We start from the raw sequence: 20,629 nt of genomic DNA, 5'->3' as shown, positions 1-20,629 counted from the left end.
ATCGAACTCGACCTCCTGGACCTGCGCCACCTCGACCACGCCTGCCACACAGCACTGACCAACTGGGCCGAACGCCACAACAACGAGAAGGGAGAAGCCCGCGTCCTGATGCCCACGGCCTGACCGGCACCACCTCGTTGTGAGGATCGCGGCCCCTTCCCGACCGGCTCATCTGCCGCGTCAGGAAGGGGTCGTTGGCCATGGGGCGGGCGCTTCCGGTCCTCAGCAGGGTGCCCCTGAGTTTCGCCGCACCGCCGGGTGCCCGAGCAACGGCAGTACGACGACCTCATCGCCGTACTGCCGTTGCTCGGGGCAGGACCGGCGCAGGCCGCGTTGCATCAGCCCCGGAGCACACCCTCCGAGAACGGGCGCCGGCTCCCTCGGGAATCCGCGGCGAGGAATCCAGCCATGGATCGAGCCACTTTTGCGACGGCCCGGAAACATGCGGTCGCGACAGGAGACTTGGGGGCTTGAGGGTGAACGTTCAAACAATCCGGAGACACAGATCACAGAATTCCGAATTCACTGCTCCAGCTCGCGGCACTTCTGTGACATCCGTGACAGGCTCTCTACGGTCCCGTCACCGGGAATTCATACGGGAGGCGTACTGCCCGGCTGGACAGTACGCCTCCCGTTCCCCGCGGTCCCGCCCCCCGACGGGACCGCTAGAGGGGCTTCTTGATGAGCTTGCCGTCGGCCGCCACGACGAACCACTCTCCGTCCAGGCCCTGTCCGTTGAGATCGCCGGGGGCGGTGTCACCGACGTAGTAGTAGAGGGGCCACTCGCCGTAGGTCGCCTGGACCGCGCCCTGGGCGCGTTCGGTCCCGTGCAGCAGCGAGGTCCGGGCGCCCCCGCCCGCCTTCACCTCGGAAGTGCTGGTCAGAGCGGGCCATACGGCGATGCAATCGGCCTTGCACGCGTCGGCGCCTTCCTTGTCCTTGGTGAAGCCGTAGAGGGTACGGCCCGACTGGTCGACCAGGATCCGGCCCGCCTCCGAATCGGCCACCTTGACCGAAACAGGACCCTTTTCCTTACTGCCCGAGGACTTGGCGGTTTCGCCGGAGTGGTTTTGACCACAAGCCGACAGAGACAGCGAGGCCATCGCCACAAGTGAGATTGCCAACACAGCGGTTCGCGCGCGCATGAGATCGTTCCCCCATTGATGAGTGGATTCCGCTGGGCACTTGGCCCGGGAGGCGTTCCTGGAGCCCCGTCGCAGCAGGAGTCGCCACCAGTGACTACGCAGGGAACTACCGGCGGGTTCAACAGATTCCGGAAATGCTTTGAGTAATCCGACGACCCGCCACGTACGTCCGGGTGGCCGACGCCCTACGAAGTCGGTCACGGATCGATGACGAAAGGACGAAGGAAAATGCGGAGGCGCATTCTCACTCTCATCGCAACGGCCGCCGTCCTCGGGGCCCTCGGGGGCTCACCCGCGGTCGCGCACGGCGGACACAGCGGACACGACGGACAGGGCAGCGGCGAGAGCGGCCACGGGTCCGAGGGGACAGGTACCGGCGACACGACGCCCAAGACCCCGGCGCGGGGGCCGCAGGTCTTCCTGACCGCCACACTCAGCGGTGCCGACGAGGTGCCGGTCGCGGGCGGACCCGCCGTCAACGACCCCGACGGCAAGGCCACCGCCCTCGTACGGGTCAAGGGCGACCGGGTCACCTTCGCCCTGCGGTGGAAGGGCATCGGCGCGCCGACCCTCGGCCATATCCACCAGGGCAGGGCGGGGGCCAACGGCGATGTGAAGGTCACGCTGTTCGGGTCGGCGATGCCCGACACCGTGCACTCCGCCGCGGGCCAGGTCTCCGTCACTGACGCCGAACTGGCGCAGCGGATCCGTACCGACCCCGCCGGTTTCTACGTGAACCTGCACAGCAAGGAGTTCCCGGGCGGAGCCGTCCGCGGACAGCTCCAGCCGATCCGGTCGCTGCACCAGCCCCTCAACCCGCTCGACATCATCAAGGGCGGCAAGCTGCGCGCCCTGTCCGACGGCGGCCAGGAAGTACCGAAGGACGACGCGTCGAAGGTGGGCGACCCGGACGGGCACGCCATCACCTTCCTGCATCCGAAGGGCACCCGCGTGAACTACTCCTCTGCCTGGATCAACATCGCTCCGCCGTCCCTGGGCCACATCCACGAGGGCGTGTTCGGCAAGAACGGGGACATCCGGTTCAACCTCTTCAACAGGCCCGTGCCCGAGAACATCTTCGCCGTCTCCGGAACCCTGAAGCACCAGGACCCGAAGGTCGTACAGCAGATCCGCAAGAACCCCTCCGGCTTCTACGCCAACCTGCACACCGCGGAGTTCCCGGACGGCGCCGTCCGCGGACAGCTCTTCCGCTAGGGGCGCCATGAACCACCGGGGGCGTGGCGGCGGCCACGTCCCCGGTGCCCTGGTCCCGCAGCCGCTACGGCCGTGGGGCCTGCGGGTCTTCGCCGACCCGACGACGGGCGCGGGGGCTGGGGACCGCGCCGCCGGCCACAGCGCCCGGTTACGTGCCTGCGCCGCCCCGCCCCCGATCGGCGGCCATACGGGCCCCGCCCGCACCGCCCGCCCACAGCCTCGGGGCCGCGGCGGCCGCCCACGCCCGCGGAGGGCCCATCGCCTCGGCAGGTGGTCCGCCCCGGCCCGCCCACTGCCATGGCGCCTGCCGGCCGCGCCGCCCACCCCCGGTCGGCGCGGCCCGCGGGCCCGCAACGCCCCGCTACGCCCCGAACGCCCGGGACACCGAGTAGATCACCAGCCCCGCCAGCGCACCCACGACCGTGCCGTTGATCCTGATGAACTGCAGGTCCCGGCCGATATGGGCCTCGATCTTCCGGGATGTCTGCTCCGCGTCCCAGGCCGCCACCGTGTCCGTGATCAGCAAGGTGATCTCGTTCTGGTACGTCGTCACGACATGGACGGCCGCGTCCTCCAGCCAGCCGTCCACCTTGCCCCGCAGCCGTTCGTCCGACGCCATTCGCGCACCCAGCGACAGCAGGCCCGCACGGGTCCGCATCCGCAGCTCGCTGCGCTCGTCCTCCGCGGCCGCCACCACCATCGCGCGCACCGAGCCCCAGGTGGAGGCGATCAGCTCCTGGACCTCGCCCCGGCCCAGGATCTCCGTCTTCAGCCGCTCCACGCGCGCCCGCGTGTCCGTGTCCGACTGCAGATCGCCCGCGAAGTCGCAGAGGAAGCGGTCCACGGCGCCACGCGCCGGATGCTCCGGCATATCGCGCATCTCGCTCACAAAACGCAGCAGTTCCTTGTAGACGCGGTCGCCGACCCTCCGGTCGACGAACCGCGGCGTCCACCCCGGGGCACCGCCCGTGACGGCCTCCATCACCGAGTCACCGTGCCGCACCAGCCAGTCGTGGGCCCGTACGCACACCAGGTCCACCACCTTGCGGTGCGCGCCGTCCGCGACGACCTTCTCCAGCATCTTGCCGAGGCCGGGAGCGACCTCCTGAGCGTCGGCCCGGCGGGTGATCGCCTCACCGACGACGGCCTGGACGTCGGAGTCGCGCAGCACGGTCAGGGCACCGCGCAGGGCGGTGGAGAGCTCGGCGGTCACCCGGTCGGCGTTCACGGGCGCGGACAGCCAGGCGCCCAGCCGGGTGCTGATGCCCACCGACCGCAGCCGCTGCCGTACGACCTCGGAGGAGAGAAAGTTCTCACCGACGAAGTCGCCCAGGGTTCGCCCCAGGGTGTCCTTCTTCGTCGGGATGATGGCGGTGTGCGGGATGGGCAGGCCCAGCGGACGGCGGAAGAGCGCCGTCACCGCGAACCAGTCGGCCAGCGCACCGACCATGCCCGCCTCGGCCGCGGCCGCGACATAACCCGTCCAGGCGCCCGCGCCCGAGGAACGGCCCCAGGCGGCGAGCGCGTAGACCACCGCGACCAGCAGCAGCAGGCCGCCGGCGAAGGTCTTCATATGCCGTACGCCGCGCTGCTTTTCCTCGTCCGCGGCGCTGTAGGTGAAGGCGCCGCGCGGTACGGCTACCGCCGGGCCGGTGTCCCGCCGTGCGGCCGTCACCCGACCGGCTCCACCGGCTCCGCTTTTCTGGCCTGTCTCGTCCGACTTCGTCCGTTCCATCCGCTCCACCCGATCGAGCCTTCCCCCGCGCATTGTCCCCATGTGACGCAGTCCATTGCCCCGCTACGGGAACGAACCAGGAGTTCCCCGCGTCTCTGAGGGCGGGACGGAACCCGGCCCCCGGCCGAGTGGAGTCCCGACCATGGGATCATGATGGGTCCGTAGGACCGCGCCACCGCAGTCGCCGCCAACCGGACATCCACACCTGCCAAACTGGAGCCTCGGGCTCCCCTGTCCGAGGAGACACTCGCGCATGGCCATGCGCCACGCTCGTCTTTCAGGCAAGCACCTTGGCTTGCTCGCCGCATTCGCGGCAGTGGTGATCGTCATCTCCACCGCGATCTTCACGGGGGGCACTGGACGGGAGAAGAGCCTGGGCTCGACGACCGCCAAGTCCCGCAACGGGGCCGCCCCCGCATCCGCGGGCAACTGGGTCGGCACCTGGGCGACCTCCCCGGCGGCCGCCGAGCCGAACACCCCGGACGGGTACGCGGACATGTCCATCCGTAACGTCATTCACACCAGCATCGGCGGCAACGCGGCCCGGATCCACCTGTCCAACCTCTACGGCAACCGCCCGCTCACCATCAGCCACGCCTCGCTGGCGGTCGCCGCCTCGCCCAGCAACCCCACCGCCGCGCAGGGGACGATGCGCCGGCTGACCTTCGCGGGCAACGCCTATGTGACGGTCCCCATCGGCCAGTCGGTCGTCAGCGACCCGACCCGGCTGGACGTCCCGGAGGCCGCGGACCTGCTCGTCACCACGTACTCCCCGACCCCGTCCGGCCCGGTCACCTACCACCCGCACGCCCGCCAGACGTCGTACCTGGCGCGCGGTGACCGGGCCGAGGACCCCGCCGGCACGGCGTTCACCGAACAGACCCCGTCCTGGCGCTATCTGACCGGTGTGGACGTCCTCACGAGCAAGGCGAGCGGCGCCGTCGTCACGCTCGGCGACTCGATCACCGACGGCATCACCTCCACCGCCGGGACCAACCGCCGCTGGCCCGACTTCCTGGCCGCGCGGCTGCGCACCGAGCCCGGCGCGCCCCGCTACGGCGTGCTCAACCAGGGCATCAGCGGCAACCGCGTACTGACCGACGGCAACCGCTTCCCGCCCGACAACCCCAGCGCCCTGAACCGCGTCGAGCGCGATGTCCTGGCCGGGACCGGCGTGAAGGCCGTCGTCGTCGAACTCGGTGTGAACGACATCCTCCGCACTCCGCACGAGACCGACCCCGAGAAGATCTCCGACGGCCTGCGCCGGCTGGTGCAGCAGATGCACGCCCGCGGGCTGCGGGTCATCGGCGGCACGCTGATGCCCTTCGGCGGCCACCGCGGCTTCACCCCCCAGCTCAACGCCGTACGGGAGCAGGTCAACGCCGAGATCCGGGCGGGGCGGGTGTTCGACGAGGTCGTGGACTTCGACGAGGCGCTCCGCGACCCGGCGGCCCCCCAGCGGCTCCTCCCCCGCTATGACTCCGGTGACCATCTGCACCCGAGCGACGCGGGCTACGCGGCGATGGCGCGGGCCCTGGTCCTGGAGCACCTGAAGGGCTCGGCCCCGGCCTCCCTCTGACGCACGCCGGTGCCCGGCGCCGTGCCACGGCCGGTCCTCGGCCGCGGCACGGCTGCGCGCCGCCGGCGGTCCCGAAGGGTCGGGGTCTCCGGCGGTTCCGGGGGTTTCCGGCAGTTCTCCCGGCAGCGACGGAACCGGTCGTTCCCGCAGCGCCCGGTTACGCACCCGCGCCTGCACCCGAGCCCGCGCCCGCGCTCGCCGGAACCCCGATGCCCCTCACACCGCCGATCGGTCCGCGTACATCGTGGCGATGACCTCCTCGATCGCCGGCTCCCGCACCGACAGATCCAGCAGCGGATACCGCGCGGCCACCGCCGCCACCACCGGCGCCGCGCTCTGGGTGGCCGGGAACGCCAGCCACTGCCGCGGCCCGTCCACCTTCACCGTCCGCGCCCCCGGCACCCCGGAGATCGGCGGCAGTTCCCGCTCCAGGTCGACGACGAGCATCCGCTCGCTCCCGCCCACCGCGTGCAGCCCGTCCAGCCCGCCGTCGTACACCAGCCTGCCGTGGTCGATGACCATCACGCGCTTGCACAGCTGCTCGATATCGGTCAGATCGTGCGTCGTGAGCAGGACGGTCGTGCCGCGCTCGGCGTTGATGTCCCGCAGGAAGCCCCGCACCTTCGCCTTGCTCACCACATCCAGCCCGATCGTCGGCTCGTCGAGATAGAGCACCTCGGGATCGTGCAGCAGGGCCGCCGCGATGTCACCGCGCATCCGCTGGCCGAGCGACAGCTGCCGCACGGGCACCTCCAGCAGCGCCCCCAGGTCGAGGAGTTCGACGCACTGCTCCAGATTCGCCCGGTACCGGGCGTCGGGAATCCGGTACATCCGGCGCACCAGCGCGTACGAGTCACGCAGCGGCAGGTCCCACCACAGCGTCGTGCGCTGCCCGAAGACCACCCCCATCCGCCGCGCCAGCCGCGTACGCTCCCGGGCCGGGTCGATGCCCGCCACCCGCAGCCGGCCGCCGCTGGGCACCAGGATCCCCGTCAGCATCTTGATCGTGGTGGACTTCCCCGCGCCGTTGGGCCCGATGTAGCCGACCATCTCACCGCGCGGCACGCTGAAGCCGAGCCCGTCGACCGCTCGAACCTCCCGCTTCTCGCGCCGCAGGAAACCCGTCTTCCGCCGCACCTGGAAGACCTTCTCCACCCCGTCCAGCTCGATGAAGCGCGCGTCGTCCATGACCACCACCAGCCCTCAGCTCCCCGTACTCCGGTACGAACGCAGTCCCACCCGCCACGCGGCGCCCGCCAGCGCGCAGCAGACCGCCGCCACCGCGGGCGGAGCGAAGGCCAACCAGTCCGGCAGCCCCAGCGGGTCCTCCCGCCCCAGCACGAACAGCGCGGGCAGCCAGTTGACGAAGGCGAGCGGCACGACGAAGGTCACCCCGCGCAGCAGATCCTTCGAGAAGAGGGTCGGCGGATACTGCAGCAGGGTGTTGCCGCCGTAGGTGAAGGAGTTCTGCACCTCCGAGGCGTCCTGCGCCCAGAACTGGAACGCCGCCCCCGCCACGAACACCGACGCGAAGATCGCCGCCCCGCTCACCAGCATCACCGGCACCATCAGCACCTTCACGGGCGTCCAGGCGACCTCCAGCCGGGACAGCGCCCAGCCCAGCACCAGCAGTCCCTGGCTGATCCGGCCCAGCCTGCGCAGCGCGAACCGGTCGGCCGCCACCTGCGCCAGCACCGGAGCGGGCCGTACGAGGAGGGTGTCCAGCGTGCCGTCGCGCACCCTCCGGCCCAGCCGGTCCATGCTGCCCATCGCCAGGTCCGCCAGCCCGAACGCGACCGCCGAGGTGCCGTAGAGGAACGCCACCTCGGGCAGGGTGAAACCGCCGAGCACCGTCACATGCGAGAACATCAGCAGGATCGCGACGAAGTCGAGGGAGGTCGCGACGAAGTTCCCGAGCGCCGTCATCGCGAACGACGCGCGATAGGCCATCGTCGACCGCATCCACATCGCCACGATCAAGCCATACGCCCGCAGCCCCGCCACGACCCGTAGGCCCGCCACCGCCCGCGGCCCGGCCGCCCGAGGCCCGGCCGTCGACGGCCGTTCGGCGAGGGGAAGGTCCTCAGCCACCCTGGACCACCACCTTGCGGGTGGCGACCGACTGCAACGCCCGCCCGGCCCCCAGCAGCGCCACCGCCCACGCCGTCTGGAACACCAGCGCCGCCGCCAGATCCCACCCCGCGCGCTTGCCGAGGAACACATCCGCCGGAACCTGGAGCAGCGCCGACCACGGCAGCACCCGCGCCAACTCGCCGAGCCACCCCGGGAACAGGGGCAGCGGCAGCAGCATCCCCGAGAAGAAGATGCTGGTCAGATGGGCGACCTGGGTGACACCACTGCCGTCCAGCAGCCAGAACGCCGTCAGGACCACCAGATAGCGGATCGCGAAACTCACGACCACGCCAAGCGCCACCGACAGCAGAAAGGCCGCCCAGACCAGCGGGTCGGCGGGGAGGACCACCTCGAAGACCAGCGATCCGATCAGCATCGGCACGATCCCGCGGCCCACGAGATGGAACGCGGCGCGCCCCAGATCCGCGGCCAGCCACCACAGTTGGAGATCCGCCGGCCGGTACAGATCGATCGCGACGTCCCCGGTGCGGATGCGCTCCACCAGCTCGTCGGTGAAACCGCCGCCCATCATCGCCGACGTCATCAGCAGCGCCTGGCCCAGCCATACGAAGGTCAGCGCCTCCGGCAGGTCGTAACCGCCCAGCCGCGGCCTCTCGTCCCACAGCGCGATATAGGTGTACGCCATGATGAAGCCGAAGACGGTGTTGGTGAATACACCGGCCGCCGTCGCCACCCGGTACGTCGCGTGACGCCGGAAGCCGCTCACCGCCACGGCCCCGTACAACCGCATGCCGCCCCCCGTCCGGCCCAGTGAAACCAAAGTGCAGGAGCCTAGCCCAACCGGCGGACGCTCTGCCATTGGTTAATCACTCGATGGAGTGGCGGGAAAGAGCCATTCAGCCTGTCACAGAGCGGTCACAGGAGCGCGGCACCCGAAAGGTACGGGGCAGGTGATGCGACAGTTCCTGACGTGGGTACCCGCCTGCCGAAGTCCCTGGCCTGCGGCACGGGCCACCAGGGGAGTACGAGCGAGCACCCGACACGACACCCCGCCGGGGCACAACCCACGGCGGTGGCCGAGGAGTCCCTAAGTACATGAGCGACCATCCGCAGCGGCAGACCGGCCGGAGAGCCACGCCTCCGGCCTGGGCGGCGGGGGGCGGCGAACCACCGCGGCCCCGGCACCCCCAGCGCACCGGACTGCGCCGCCTCATCCCCACCTGGCGGATGGTCCTCGGCGGGCTGCTGCTGATCCTCCTGCTCCTCACCGGCGGCTTCGTCGCCGGATACATGCTGGTCGACATCCCGCCCGCCAATGCCGCCGCCGTCAAGCAGAGCAATGTCTACCTCTACGCCGACGGCTCCCCGCTCGCCCGCGACGGCGAGGTCAACCGCGAGAGCGTCCCCCTCAGCCAGGTCCCCAGGACCGTGCAGCGCGCCGTGCTCTCCGCCGAGGACCGCGACTTCTACACCGAGTCCGCGGTCGACCCCCAGGCCATGCTGCGCGCCGCCTGGAACACCGCCACCGGCAAGGGCAAGCAGTCCGGCTCCACCATCACCCAGCAGTACGTCAAGAACTACTACCTGGCGCAGGAGCAGACCGTCACCCGCAAGGTCAAGGAGTTCTTCATCGCGATCAAACTCGACCGCGAGGAGAGCAAGGACGAGATCCTCACCGGTTATCTGAACACCAGTTACTTCGGACGCAACGCCTATGGCATCCAGGCCGCGGCCCAGGCCTACTACAACAAGGACTCCGACGAACTCACCACCGCCGAGGGCGCCTATCTCGCCGCCCTGCTGAACGCCCCCAGCGCGTATGACGTGTTCACCCATCCCGAGAGCAAGGACCGGGTGGTATCCCGCTGGAACTACGTCCTCGACGGCATGGTCGAGAAGGGCTGGCTCGGCCAGGCCGACCGCGCCGCCATGGACTTCCCCGCCCCCGGCCGCAGCAAGGCCCCCTCCGGTATGTCCGGGCAGCGCGGCTATCTCGTCGAAGCGGTCAACACCTATCTCATCGGTCACAAGATCATCGATGAGGACACCCTGCAGTCCGGCGGCTACCGCATCACCACCACCCTCGAGAAGAGGAAGCAGAAGGCCCTCGCGAGCGCCGTGGACGACCAGCTGATGAGCAAGCTGAGCGACTCCCGCAAGGTCGACCGCTACGTCCGGGCCGGGGGCGCCTCCATCGACCCCCGCACCGGCAAGGTCGTCGCCATGTACGGCGGTATCGACTACACCAAGCAGTATGTGAACAACGCCACCCGCCGTGACTACCAAGTGGGCTCCACCTTCAAGCCGTTCGTCTTCACCTCGGCCGTCGAGCACGGCTCCACCACCCAGGACGGCCGGATCATCACCCCCCACACCGTCTACGACGGCACCAACAAGCGCATGGTGCAGAGCCGGAGCGGACCCACCGGCTACGCCCCGGCCAACGAGGACGACATCGACTACGGCGACATCACCGTCGCCACGGCCACCGACAAGTCCGTCAACGCGGTCTACGCGCAGATGGGCCAGGACGTCGGCCCGGACCGGGTCAAGCGGACCGCGGTCGACCTCGGCATCCCGGCGTACGCCCCCGGGCTCAGGACAGCGCAGCAGTCCGTCGCCCTCGGTGTGGTCAACGCCAGCGTCCTCGACATGGCCGAGGCGTACGCGACCCTCTCCCATCACGGCAGGCACGGCACGTACGCGCTGGTGGAGAAGCTGGCCAAGGGCGGCCAGAACGTCACTCTCCCGCAGCACGACAGCCGGCAGGCCGTCTCGCGCAAGGCCGCCGACACCACCACGTCGGTCCTCAGGAGCGTGGTCGAGGGCGGCACCGGCACCGCCGCCCAGTCCGCGGGACGCGAGGCCGCGGGAAAGACCGGCACCGCGGAGGAGGACAAGGCCGCCTGGTTCGCGGGCTACACCCCGGACCTCGCCACGGTGATCGCCGTGATGGGCCAGGACCCGGACACCGGGGAACAGATGCCGCTCTACGGGGCCACCGGTCTGGACCGGATCAACGGCGGCGGCTATCCGGCGCAGATCTGGGGCCAGTACACCGCCGCGGCCCTCCGGGGCAGCCCCGAGAGGTCCTTCGATCTGGAGCTGCAGAGCGGCGCGGAGCCGTCCGAGTCCCCCTCGGAGACCCCGTCCGAGGAGCCCTCGGTCTCCAGCGAGCCGCCGTCGGAGACCCCGTCCTCCAGCATGCCGCCGACGTCGCTGCCGCCCACGGAGATCCCGACGGCGCCGACGGGCATCCCGACCGCCCCGACCCAGATCCCCAGCTCACCGGTCACCACATACGACGACGGCAACGGATTCTTCCCCGACGGCATGCAGTGGGGCCGTCCCTGAGGACGGGGACGGGCCGCGGCCGGTCAGATCAGCCGCGGGCGGTCAGAGGTACAGGCCCGTGGAGTCCTCGGTGCCTTCCAGGCGCTCGGCCGCGACCGCGTGCAGGTCCCGCTCGCGCATCAGGACGTACGCGACCCCGCGGACCTCGACCTCGGCCCGGTCCTCCGGGTCGTACAGCACCCGGTCGCCCGGCTCCACCGTGCGGACGTTCTGCCCGACCGCGACGACCTCGGCCCAGGCCAGCCTGCGGCCGACCGCCGCGGTTGCGGGAATGACGATGCCGCCGCTCGACCGGCGCTCGCCCTCCGGAATGTCGGTACGGACCAGCACACGGTCGTGCAGCATCCGGATGGGCAGTTTGTCATGGGTGGGGTTCGCGCTCACGCCATTGACCGTACCTGCCCGCGGCGGGCGGGAAGGCCACGGGGCGGGGATCCGCGGCCCCGGAACGCGCGCCCCGGAGCCTCAGGGGCGCCGGCGCCGCGTGGAGACCGCGAGCAGGCCCACGACGGCGACGGCGACCAGCGCCACCGGAACGATCCGCTCCAGCCGCGGCTGCCCGTCCGGGGAGACCAGCTTGCCGCGCACATCGGACACCGTGCGGTTGACGACCACATACGCCCGGCCCGCCGTACGGTCCACCGTCGAGGCCGCCCTCGCCTTCGCATCCCCCACGATCGTCTTCGGGTGCATCCGCACGCCGATCTCGTCGAGCGTCACCGCGAGCGCCTGGCGCCTGCGGGCGATGTCCGCCTCGATCTGCGCCGGGGTCCTGGCATCCGACACCGCGCTGCCTCCATCGTCTGGGCCCGTCATGGATGAACAGTCTGTCAGCTCCACCGGGCCCGCGCCCCATGGCACCCCCCGTAACCCGACTAATCTCTGACAGGAACCGCATACCCAGAGGAGTGTCATGAGCGAGCGACTGCAGCCGGGCGACACCGCCCCCGCCTTCACCCTGTCCGACGCGGACGGCAAAGAGATCTCGCTCGCCGACCACGCCGGCCGCAAGGTCATCGTCTACTTCTACCCGGCCGCCCTCACCCCGGGCTGCACCAAGCAGGCCTGCGACTTCACCGACAACCTGGAACTGCTGGCCGGGGCGGGCTACGACGTCATCGGCGTCTCGCCGGACAAGCCCGAGAAGCTCGCGAAGTTCCGCGAGAAGGAGGACCTCAAGGTCACCCTGGTCGGCGACCCGGAGAAGAAGGTGCTGGAGGCGTACGGCGCGTTCGGGGAGAAGAAGCTGTACGGCAAGACCGTCACCGGTGTGATCCGCTCGACGGTGATCGTCGACGAACAGGGCAAGGTCGAACGCGCCCTGTACAACGTCAAGGCCACCGGCCACGTCGCCAAACTGATCAAGGACCTGTCGATCTGAGGCCCAGGATTCCCCGCCCTCGTCCCGACGGGCGTCCACTACGGCTCGCCGTCCATCGGCCACAACCTGTCCGCCCCGCTCTTCGGCGGCATGACCTCGCTGGTGATCACGGCCCGACCCCGGTCATCAGGACGGGCACCGGCCTGATGCCGGCGTACTCCACGTGGCGGCGGCGCTCATCGGGCTCATCGCGGTGGCGTGCAAGAAGGCGACGGCCCGGAACCGCTTGAAGGGTCGCCCCCGGCGGTGGCGACCCTGAAGGAAGCGGTGGAACTGGTCCGGGCGCAGGCCCCGGAACCGAGGGGCCGAGCGCGCCCCCTCCCCGCGTAGCGGTCGGACGAGGGCACGCTCACACATGCACACGGACCCGGAAACGCACCTGACTCGTCCTGTGGTGCTGGTGCCCGCCGGTGGACCGTGAGTCCGGGCGGGCACCGCACACACCTCCGTGCGGAGACAGGCTCGCCATGAGACGCGGCTCTTGGGGAAGCGCGGGTCATGACGCAAGGGCAGCTCCGGGCCGAGTCCGGAGGTTCGGCCCCGGAGCTGGCCATTAAGCCCGTTTCAGCCCTTAGTCTTCGGTCTCGATCTCAATGTCGGCTTCGTTGTCCTCGACGTCGCCCGACTCGGCGTCGGCCACGTTCCCACTTTCGATGTCCTTACCGCAGTTCTGCGTCACCGCGGTCGACGTCGCCGTGGAGCTGAGGAGGTTGATGTTCGAGAGGTTGACGATGCCTTCCTGGAAGGTCGGGTTCTCGACCTCGTAATCCTGGTCGCAGACGATCACGTCGCCATCGTCCTTGTGCGACTTCTTGTCGTACGACTTGTGCGAGTCGTACGACTTGTATCCGTCGTGGGCGGAGGCAACGCCGGCCCCGAACATGCTGAGGCTCCCGACCATGGTGGCCGCAAGAGCGACCTTGTGAAGCTTGCGCACTACATCTCCACTTCCGTCAGAGTCGACTGATCCGTGAGGGATTGAAAACCTTGCAGATGCACGTTATGCCAGAATTGCGGTTTTTTGTCCTACAACACGCCGGGCCACTGGCGGCGCTTTTTGACGCACCTGCTCCTGGCCCCGGCCCCTGGGGAAGCCTGCGCACGTGTCGGCGACCGACTGCGTGAAGTCGGCGCTTCGATCCGTCGACGGGGTGTGAAACGCGGCAGAGCGGCCCCGGGCGCCCACGGGCCGCGTTGAGCAGCTCAACGCATACACAGCCAGGGTTCGTTGGGCTGCGTCACCCACCGGTCGACAAGCGGCGAGGGCCTGCCGCACCGGGCATCGGTCGCTCGCCGGGCGAGAAGACGGCGCTGAAGGCGGTCCCGTGACACGGAGCATCACGGCTCATGGCTGCTCGACAGCCGTTTCACCGGACAGGGACGCCCCCGGCCGCGCCTCCCCACCGGCAGACCGGCGGCCCGGCATCCTCCGCCGTCTCCATCCGGGTTCCTCACGAGCGAAGGCCACCATGGCTGCGCCGCGCGCTTGACACCGTCCGTCCCGCCGGCCAGGCCAGGTCCCCTCTTCGGCCGCTCTCCCCGGGCGGCCGTCCCTTCTCAGTCGCGCGACGGGGCACAGTAGAGTGGACGCCACGGGTCCGTACCCCAGCTGGCAAGAGGGCGCCGGTTTAGGTCCGGTGTGTCGTGGGTTCGAGTCCCACCGGGCCCACCAGAAAGGGCGCGACACCCCACAGGTGCCGCGCCCTTGGTCTTAGGTCGTCAGCCGAGCAGGTCACGGACCACCGGCGCCAGCGCCCGAAAGGCATTGCCCCGGTGGCTGATCGCGTTCTTCTCCTCCGGAGTCATCTCCGCACAGGTGCGCGTCTCGCCCTCCGGCTGGAGGATCGGGTCGTAGCCGAATCCGCCCGTGCCCGACGGCGCATGGCGGAGGGTGCCGTGGAGGCGGCCCTCGACCACGCGTTCCGTGCCGTCCGGCAGCGCCAGGGCGGCCGCACACGCGAAGTGGGCGGTGCGGTGGGTGTCGGCGATGTCCGCGAGCTGGCCCAGCAGCAACTCGAGGTTGGCCCTGTCGTCGCCGTGCCGGCCCGCCCAACGGGCGGAGAAGATGCCGGGGGCCCCGCCGAGGACGTCCACACAGAGCCCCGAGTCGTCCGCGACGGCCGGGAGCCCGGTGGCGCGGGCGAGGCCATGGGCCTTCAGCAGGGCGTTCTCGGCGAAGGAGACACCGGTCTCCTTGACGTCCGGCACGTCGGGATACGCGTCGGCGCCGACGAGTTCGACGGACAGGCCCGCCCCCGCCAGGATGGCGCGGAGCTCGGTGACCTTGTTGGTGTTGCGGGTGGCGAGGATCAGACGCTGCATGGCCCGATTATCCGTCCCTGGGGCGCCGCGCCCTAGCCGGGCGAGCAGACCTTGGTCAGCTCCTGAGCGGCGTCCGTGATCGGGGTGAGGTCCGGGGTCTTGCCCTGGTCGAGGGAGTCGCGGGCGTTCTTGACGCCGGTGTTCATGTCGTCCACGGCCTTGCCGATGTCGGCGTTGTCGGTCTTGTCGCCGAGGCTGTCGAGGTTCTTGTCGATCCGGTCGAGGGCGTTCTGGGCCTGGGTCGGGTCCTCCGCGGCGCCGGAGACGGCCTGTTGGAGGTCCTCGACGCTGTTGGAGATGGTGACGGCGGTCTGGGCGCAGTCCATGGCCTTCTCCACGGCGCCGCACCCGGCGGTGACCGGTACGGCGAGGGCCATGAGGGCCACGGCGGCGATGGCGGTGGTGCGGTGGCGCATGGCCATGGAAGGGTTCCTCCCCCTGCGTCGGGACGAGCGTACGGAGGTTCCGTACACCCGTAGGTAAAGAACGCTCAAAGCTCGTCGTTGGTTGCTACAGCGTGGCGGCGAGTGCCGTGCGCTGCGCCTCGTCGAGGCCGGCGCAGCCCGCGACGGCGAGGTCCAGCAGTCCGTTGAGCTCCTCGCGGGCGAACGGGGCGCCCTCCGCCGTGCCCTGGACCTCGACGAAGCGGCCGTCGCCGGTGCAGACGACGTTCATATCGGTCTCGGCGCGTACGTCCTCCTCGTAGCAGAGGTCGAGGAGCGGCACGCCGTCGACGATGCCGACGCTGACGGCGGAGACGGTGCCGGTGAGGGGCTTGCGGCCGGGCTTGACCAGCTTCTTGGCCTGGGCCCAGGCGACGGCGTCGGCGAGGGCGACGTACGCACCGGTGATGGCGGCGGTACGGGTGCCGCCATCGGCCTGCAGCACATCGCAGTCCAGCACGATGGTGTTCTCACCGAGCGCCTTGTAGTCGATGACGGCGCGCAGCGAGCGGCCGATGAGCCGGGAGATCTCGTGGGTGCGGCCGCCGATCTTGCCTCGTACGGATTCCCGGTCGCCGCGGGTGTTGGTGGAGCGGGGCAGCATCGAGTACTCGGCGGTGACCCAGCCCTCGCCGCTGCCCTTGCGCCAGCGCGGTACGCCTTCGGTGACGCTGGCGGTGCAGAAGACCTTGGTGTCACCGAAGGAGACGAGAACCGAGCCCTCGGCGTGCTTGCTCCATCCGCGCTCGATGGTGACAGTGCGCAGCTGGTCGGGGGTCCGACCGTCGATACGAGACATAGGACGACCCTATCGGTCGTACCGGGGGCCCGTTCCGGTGCCCGGCGAGGATCTCAGGCCGACGGGTTCAGCGGTTCACATCATGTCTTCGATGTCCGCGGCAACGGGGTCGGCGTCCGTGCCGATGACGACCTGGATGGCGTTGCCCATCTTGACGACTCCGTGGGCGCCCGCGGCCTTGAGGGCGGCTTCGTCGACGAGGGCGGAGTCCTCGACCTCGGTGCGGAGGCGGGTGATGCAGCCTTCGACCTCGACGATGTTCTCGATGCCACCGAGCCCGGCGACGATCTTCTCAGCCTTGCTGGCCATGTCCCACTCCTGCGTGTTCCGGGGCTCGGCGGGTGCCGACGGGTTCCAAACCGTAACGCACGTTCGGCCCACTTTCGCGGGCAAGTGTCCGTCATCGAGCGGATGATGTCGATCACTGGTCCCGCGCTCACGGCCGCGGGGCCACACCGTGGCGCAACTGGTCTACACCAGCTTGCCATGCCCGGCCGACCGGGCTGCCGCCGGGAGGGTGCCGATGAGCTCCGGAGCCACCGCGGCGGTCGGCGCGGCCGCCGAGGAAGAGCGGAGGCCCCGGCTCGTGGCCATGGACCTCGTGCGCCCGGCCGGAATCCCGTGACGCCATGTCCGGAAAGGAGGCCGAGAAAGAGATCACCAGGTAGGCCGCGCCCCGCAGGGGCAGGGGCAGGAGCCGTTGCCACGCCTGCCGGGCCGTCATGGAAAAGAGCGGAAACGGCGGGTTCCTCATTCGGCTTCCCCTGTGCTAGAACCTGGTCTAAACCACTGGTGTAGACCACGCTACCGCTCCCGAAGGAACCCCCATGAGTACGACGACCGCGAACGCGGCGCCCGCCAAGAAGCGGGGATCCGGCCTGTTGCAGAGCCTGCAGAAGGTCGGCCGGAGCCTCCAGCTGCCGATTGCCGTACTTCCGGCCGCCGGTATTCTGCTCCGCCTCGGCCAGCCCGATGTCTTCGGCGCCGAGGGCCTCGGCTGGGACAACGTGGCCAAGGTCTTCGCCGGGGCCGGCAGCGCGCTGCTGGACTCCTCGCTCGCTCTGCCGCTGCTGTTCTGCATCGGTGTCGCGATCGGTTTCGCCAAGAAGGCGGACGGCTCCACGGCACTCGCGGCGGTCGCCGGCTTCCTCGTCTACTACTCGGTGATCCACCAGTTCCCGGTGGAGGGCCCGGACGGCGCGAAGTTCGTCCAGACCAGCTTCCTCAGCGGCGCCTGGCAGAAGGGGACCGAGGTCACCGCGGCCGCCTACCAGAACCCGGGTGTGCTCGGCGGCATCGTCATGGGCCTGCTGACGGCGGTGCTGTGGCAGCGGTTCCACCGCACGAGGCTGGTGGACTGGCTCGGCTTCTTCAACGGCCGGCGGCTGGTGCCGATCGTCATGGCCTTCGTCGGCACGGCCATGGGCGTCCTCGTGGTCGTGGGCTGGGAGCCCATCGGCGACGCGATCACCGGCTTCGGCGAGTGGATGACCGGGCTGGGCTCCGCCGGCGCCGGTGTGTTCGGTCTGATCAACCGCGGTCTGATCCCCATCGGCATGCACCAGTTCGTCAACACCGTCTCCTGGTTCCAGCTCGGCGACTTCACCAATGCCTCCGGCCAGGTCGTCCACGGTGACCTCAACCGCTTCTTCGCCGGGGACCCGACCGCCGGACAATACATGTCGGGCTTCTTCCCGATCATGATGTTCGGCCTTCCCGCCGCGGCGCTCGCCATCGCCCACAGCGCCCGCCCCGAGCGCCGTAAGGCCGTCCTCGGCATGATGATCTCGCTGGCCCTGACGTCGTTCGTCACCGGTGTCACCGAGCCGATCGAGTTCTCGTTCATGTTCATCGCGCCGGTGCTGTACGTGATCCACGCCGTGCTCACCGCCATCTCCATGGCCCTCACCTGGGCGCTGGGCGTGCACGCGGGCTTCACCTTCTCGGCCGGGGTGATCGACTACGCGCTGAACTGGAACCTGGCGACCAAGCCCTGGATGATCATCCCGATCGGTCTGGCCTTCGCGGCGGTCTACTACACCGTCTTCCGCTTCGCGATCACCAAGTTCAATCTCGCCACCCCGGGCCGGGAGCCCGAGCAGGAGGTCGAGGACGCCACCAAGGCCTGATGATCCCTCCGCAAGGCCCCCGGAACCGCGCCCCGCGGTCCGGGGCCTTCGCGTATCGCCGTACCCGGAAGCGGCGTGCGGGGCGCTCGCCGAGGAATTCGCCCCCGCGTCGGTTAGCGTTTCGGTGTGGTGACGTTGGCGCAGGGCGGCTGGTTCCAGCGGGAGATCGTGGACCCGGGCCTGCTGCCGCTGTTCGTCTTCCTCTGCTCCTTCATCGCCGGATTCGGCTTCATCCGCTTCAGCGTGCGCATGATCCGGGCGCAGGTGCGATGGTGGCCGGGAAATGTGAGAACGGGCGAGCTGCATATCCACCATGTGGTGTTCGGCGTGGTGTTCATGCTGGTCAGCGGAGTCTCGCTCATTCTGGTCACCGACCCGACCAACACCGTGAAGTCCTCACTCGCCGGAGTTTTCGGTGTGGGCGCCGCACTCGTCCTCGATGAATTCGCACTCATCCTGCATTTGCGCGACGTCTATTGGACCAAGGCAGGACGCACCTCGGTCGATGCCGTGTTCGTGGCCGTGGCGCTCTGCGGTCTGGTCCTTCTGGGATTCCGCCCGGTCGGGGTGATCGACTGGGCGGACTACGAGTCGGACCCCACCCTCGGCAGCGCCCTCCTGCTGGTCCTCTTCGTCCTCGTCGAACTGGGCCTGGCCGTCGTCACCCTGCTGAAGGGCAAGGTGTGGACCGGGCTGCTGGGTCTCTTCTTCATCCCGCTGCTGATCGTCGGCGCGGTGCGGCTCAGCCGCCCGCAGGCACCCTGGGCGCGCTGGCGCTACCACAACAAGCCGAGACGCCTGGCACGGGCGGCCAGGCGCGAGCAGCGCTGGCACCACCCGGTGGTCAACGCGAAGATCAAGTTCCAGGAGTTCCTGACCGGCCGGCACGATCTGCCGGACAGATGACTACACGTCGTACACGGCCCGCGGCCGGGCCAGTTCGACCGGGCCGTCGAAGACCTCGCGGGCGTCCCGCAGATTGATCTCCGGATCCGTCCACGGCGGGATGTGGGTGAGCAGCAGCCGCCCGACGCCCGACCGCTGCGCCTGCTCCCCGGCCTCCCGGCCGTTGAGATGCAGCTCCGGTACGTCCTCCTTGCCGTAGGTGAACGACGCCTCGCACAGAAAGAGATCGGCGCCCTCGGCGAGCCCGTCCAGCGACGCACAGACGCCGGTGTCCCCGGAGTACGCCAGGGTGCGCCCGCCGTGCTCCAGCCGGAACCCGAACGCCTCGACGGGATGGGACACCCGGTCGGTGCCCACGGCGAAAGGCCCCACCCGGAAGCTGCCGGGCTCCAGCGTCCGGAAGTCGAAGACCTCACTCATCGACTTCTCGGACGGCACGTCGTCGTACGCCGTGATCAGCCGCTGCTCGGTACCGTCCGGGCCGTACACCGGGATGGCCTCGGGCCGGCCACCGTCGTGACGGTAGTAGCGGGCCACGAAGTAGCCGCACATGTCGATGCAGTGATCGGCGTGCAGATGGCTGAGGAACACGGCGTCGAGGTCGTAGAGACCGCAGTGGCGCTGCAGCTCGCCGAGGGCGCCGTTGCCCATGTCGAGAAGCAGCCGGAAGCCGTCGGCTTCGACGAGGTAGCTCGAGCAGGCCGAGTCCGCGGACGGGAACGACCCCGAGCAGCCGACGACGGTGAGCTTCATGGAGCAGGAACCTCCGAGGCTGAGGTCCCCCGAAGTCGGGGGGTCGGGGGGACGGTCCGGGGAGCGTGTGCGGTGCGTCGAGCGTAAGGCGCGAAATGGCTGGTCGCTCCTCCACGGGGCGCTGTTGTGGGCGAACTCACCCGCCACTTCACCAGTACGGGGGCGCGCTGCCGCGCAGGTCCACGGCGCGCTGGGCCACCATGCCAGAGTACGGTTCCGACAACCCGCGGACTGGGAGTGAGCGTGGACGCATCATGGTGGCCGGCCCTGGGAGCGGTGGTCGCGCTGGCGCTGATCGCCACCCTCGTCGACGGCTGGGCCCGCGGCCACCGCCGACGCCCCCCGCGCCGGCCCGGCCGGCCGACTCGGGGGCCGGGGCGCCCGGCTGGGAGGCCGGGGCACCAGGCGAAGCCCACACGTCTGGGCGAACGGCCCAGGCCGGGCGAGATCTGGTGGGCGGACGTGCCGTACGAGGACGGCCCGGGCTCGAAGGACCGGCCGTGCCTGGTGCTGTCCGTGCGCCGGGGCACGGTCCGGGTCGCCAAGATCACCAGCAAGTTGCACGACGAGCGGACCGGGGTGATCCCGCTACCCGCGGGGGCGGTGGGCGACGCGCGGGATCGCCAGAGCTTCCTCGAGACGGACGAGCTCCGTGAGGTCCCCCTCGCCGAGTTCCGCCGCCGCGCGGGGACCCTGGACCGCAGCGTCTGGTCCCAGGTCCGCCACCTCATCCCTTGACGGGGCCCGCTCCGCGACGACCTCAGCCCCACCGCC

At 70.0% G+C, this 20,629-nt stretch carries 20 protein-coding genes, 1 tRNA gene and 1 pseudogene; 9 read left to right on the top strand and 13 right to left on the bottom strand.

The window, feature by feature from the left end; genetic code table 11:
• Positions 1–665: 665 nt before the first annotated feature.
• Positions 666–1,007: a COG4315 family predicted lipoprotein gene (locus tag ACTWQE_RS28685; RefSeq protein ID WP_443331976.1), complete on the bottom strand. Its 342-nt coding sequence runs from the start codon at positions 1,005–1,007 to the stop codon at positions 666–668.
• Positions 1,008–1,373: 366 nt separating this feature from the next.
• On the opposite strand from ACTWQE_RS28685, the gene ACTWQE_RS28680 reads away from it, so the two are divergent.
• Positions 1,374–2,360, top strand: coding sequence for a CHRD domain-containing protein (locus ACTWQE_RS28680; protein WP_443331975.1), 987 nt, complete (start codon positions 1,374–1,376; stop codon positions 2,358–2,360).
• A 361-nt stretch (positions 2,361–2,721) separates the two neighbouring features.
• Here ACTWQE_RS28680 and ACTWQE_RS28675 read toward each other — a convergent pair whose 3' ends face one another.
• Positions 2,722–4,095 (bottom strand): DUF445 domain-containing protein, encoded by a 1,374-nt coding sequence (locus ACTWQE_RS28675; protein WP_443331974.1) that lies wholly within the window; start codon positions 4,093–4,095, stop codon positions 2,722–2,724.
• A 253-nt stretch (positions 4,096–4,348) separates the two neighbouring features.
• Between ACTWQE_RS28675 and ACTWQE_RS28670 the strand changes: the two genes are divergently transcribed.
• Positions 4,349–5,674, top strand: a complete 1,326-nt coding sequence (locus ACTWQE_RS28670) for an SGNH/GDSL hydrolase family protein (RefSeq protein WP_443331973.1) — start codon at positions 4,349–4,351, stop codon at positions 5,672–5,674.
• A 216-nt stretch (positions 5,675–5,890) separates the two neighbouring features.
• Here the strand turns inward: ACTWQE_RS28670 and ACTWQE_RS28665 are convergent, their stop codons facing one another.
• From ACTWQE_RS28665 to ACTWQE_RS28655, 3 genes are read right to left on the bottom strand one after another with little or no spacing between them, the layout of a single operon-like run.
• A complete protein-coding gene (locus ACTWQE_RS28665; RefSeq protein ID WP_443331972.1) occupies positions 5,891–6,862 on the bottom strand; it encodes an ABC transporter ATP-binding protein in 972 nt (323 codons plus the stop codon).
• A 15-nt stretch (positions 6,863–6,877) separates the two neighbouring features.
• A complete protein-coding gene (locus ACTWQE_RS28660; protein WP_443331971.1) occupies positions 6,878–7,765 on the bottom strand; it encodes an ABC transporter permease in 888 nt (295 codons plus the stop codon).
• On the bottom strand, positions 7,758–8,558 hold the full coding sequence (locus ACTWQE_RS28655; RefSeq protein WP_443331970.1) for an ABC transporter permease: 801 nt from the start codon (positions 8,556–8,558) through the stop codon (positions 7,758–7,760). The genes ACTWQE_RS28660 and ACTWQE_RS28655 overlap by 8 nt, the downstream gene beginning before the upstream one ends.
• A gap of 305 nt (positions 8,559–8,863) precedes the next feature.
• On the opposite strand from ACTWQE_RS28655, the gene ACTWQE_RS28650 reads away from it, so the two are divergent.
• Positions 8,864–11,122, top strand: a complete 2,259-nt coding sequence (locus tag ACTWQE_RS28650) for a transglycosylase domain-containing protein (protein WP_443331969.1) — start codon at positions 8,864–8,866, stop codon at positions 11,120–11,122.
• A gap of 42 nt (positions 11,123–11,164) precedes the next feature.
• On the opposite strand, the gene ACTWQE_RS28645 is transcribed toward ACTWQE_RS28650, so the two are convergent.
• Together ACTWQE_RS28645 and ACTWQE_RS28640 are read right to left on the bottom strand one after the other, a co-directional pair.
• On the bottom strand, positions 11,165–11,467 hold the full coding sequence (locus ACTWQE_RS28645) for a GroES family chaperonin (RefSeq protein WP_443331978.1): 303 nt from the start codon (positions 11,465–11,467) through the stop codon (positions 11,165–11,167).
• A 120-nt stretch (positions 11,468–11,587) separates the two neighbouring features.
• On the bottom strand, positions 11,588–11,908 hold the full coding sequence (locus tag ACTWQE_RS28640; protein ID WP_443331968.1) for a DUF3618 domain-containing protein: 321 nt from the start codon (positions 11,906–11,908) through the stop codon (positions 11,588–11,590).
• Positions 11,909–12,035: 127 nt separating this feature from the next.
• Here ACTWQE_RS28640 and bcp point away from each other — a divergent pair, with 127 nt between their 5' ends.
• Together bcp and ACTWQE_RS28630 are read left to right on the top strand one after the other, a co-directional pair.
• Complete coding sequence (bcp, locus tag ACTWQE_RS28635; protein ID WP_443331967.1) at positions 12,036–12,503, top strand: thioredoxin-dependent thiol peroxidase; 468 nt, start codon at positions 12,036–12,038, stop codon at positions 12,501–12,503.
• Positions 12,504–12,515: 12 nt separating this feature from the next.
• Positions 12,516–12,833, top strand: a pseudogene (locus ACTWQE_RS28630) (MFS transporter); the annotation flags it as partial.
• Between the two features lie 241 nt (positions 12,834–13,074).
• On the opposite strand, the gene ACTWQE_RS28625 reads toward ACTWQE_RS28630, so the two are convergent.
• Entirely contained in the window at positions 13,075–13,440 is a 366-nt protein-coding gene (locus ACTWQE_RS28625; RefSeq protein WP_443331966.1) for a hypothetical protein, read from the bottom strand.
• A 657-nt stretch (positions 13,441–14,097) separates the two neighbouring features.
• Here ACTWQE_RS28625 and ACTWQE_RS28620 point away from each other — a divergent pair.
• Positions 14,098–14,175 (top strand) — tRNA-Leu (locus tag ACTWQE_RS28620).
• Positions 14,176–14,222: 47 nt separating this feature from the next.
• Here ACTWQE_RS28620 and rdgB read toward each other — a convergent pair.
• The 4 genes from rdgB to ACTWQE_RS28600 all read right to left on the bottom strand — a co-directional run bounded on the left by rdgB (position 14,223) and on the right by ACTWQE_RS28600 (position 16,448).
• A complete protein-coding gene (gene rdgB / locus ACTWQE_RS28615) occupies positions 14,223–14,825 on the bottom strand; it encodes an RdgB/HAM1 family non-canonical purine NTP pyrophosphatase (protein WP_443331965.1) in 603 nt (200 codons plus the stop codon).
• Between the two features lie 32 nt (positions 14,826–14,857).
• Complete coding sequence (locus ACTWQE_RS28610) at positions 14,858–15,247, bottom strand: hypothetical protein (RefSeq protein ID WP_443331964.1); 390 nt, start codon at positions 15,245–15,247, stop codon at positions 14,858–14,860.
• A gap of 88 nt (positions 15,248–15,335) precedes the next feature.
• A complete protein-coding gene (rph, locus tag ACTWQE_RS28605) occupies positions 15,336–16,067 on the bottom strand; it encodes a ribonuclease PH (protein WP_443331963.1) in 732 nt (243 codons plus the stop codon).
• Between the two features lie 75 nt (positions 16,068–16,142).
• Positions 16,143–16,448 carry a glucose PTS transporter subunit EIIB gene (locus ACTWQE_RS28600; RefSeq protein ID WP_443331977.1) on the bottom strand — a complete coding sequence of 102 codons (306 nt, stop codon included), beginning with the start codon at positions 16,446–16,448 and terminating at the stop codon, positions 16,143–16,145.
• Positions 16,449–16,894: 446 nt separating this feature from the next.
• Between ACTWQE_RS28600 and ACTWQE_RS28595 the strand changes: the two genes are divergently transcribed.
• On the top strand, positions 16,895–18,196 hold the full coding sequence (locus ACTWQE_RS28595; RefSeq protein WP_443331962.1) for a PTS transporter subunit EIIC: 1,302 nt from the start codon (positions 16,895–16,897) through the stop codon (positions 18,194–18,196).
• Positions 18,197–18,322: 126 nt separating this feature from the next.
• The gene (locus ACTWQE_RS28590) at positions 18,323–19,102 is read left to right on the top strand and encodes a hypothetical protein (protein WP_443331961.1); all 780 of its coding nucleotides are present in this window, start codon (positions 18,323–18,325) and stop codon (positions 19,100–19,102) included.
• On the opposite strand, the gene ACTWQE_RS28585 is transcribed toward ACTWQE_RS28590, so the two are convergent.
• Positions 19,103–19,855, bottom strand: coding sequence for an MBL fold metallo-hydrolase (locus tag ACTWQE_RS28585; protein WP_443331960.1), 753 nt, complete (start codon positions 19,853–19,855; stop codon positions 19,103–19,105).
• Positions 19,856–20,098: 243 nt separating this feature from the next.
• Between ACTWQE_RS28585 and ACTWQE_RS28580 the strand changes: the two genes are divergently transcribed.
• Positions 20,099–20,593 carry a type II toxin-antitoxin system PemK/MazF family toxin gene (locus tag ACTWQE_RS28580; protein WP_443331959.1) on the top strand — a complete coding sequence of 165 codons (495 nt, stop codon included), beginning with the start codon at positions 20,099–20,101 and terminating at the stop codon, positions 20,591–20,593.
• Positions 20,594–20,629: the final 36 nt, after the last annotated feature.

Origin of the sequence: Streptomyces sp. 8N706, from assembly GCF_052245415.1 — a bacterium.
Classification (GTDB): Bacteria; Actinomycetota; Actinomycetes; order Streptomycetales; family Streptomycetaceae; genus Streptomyces.
This window is presented reverse-complemented; position numbering and strand designations above follow the sequence as displayed.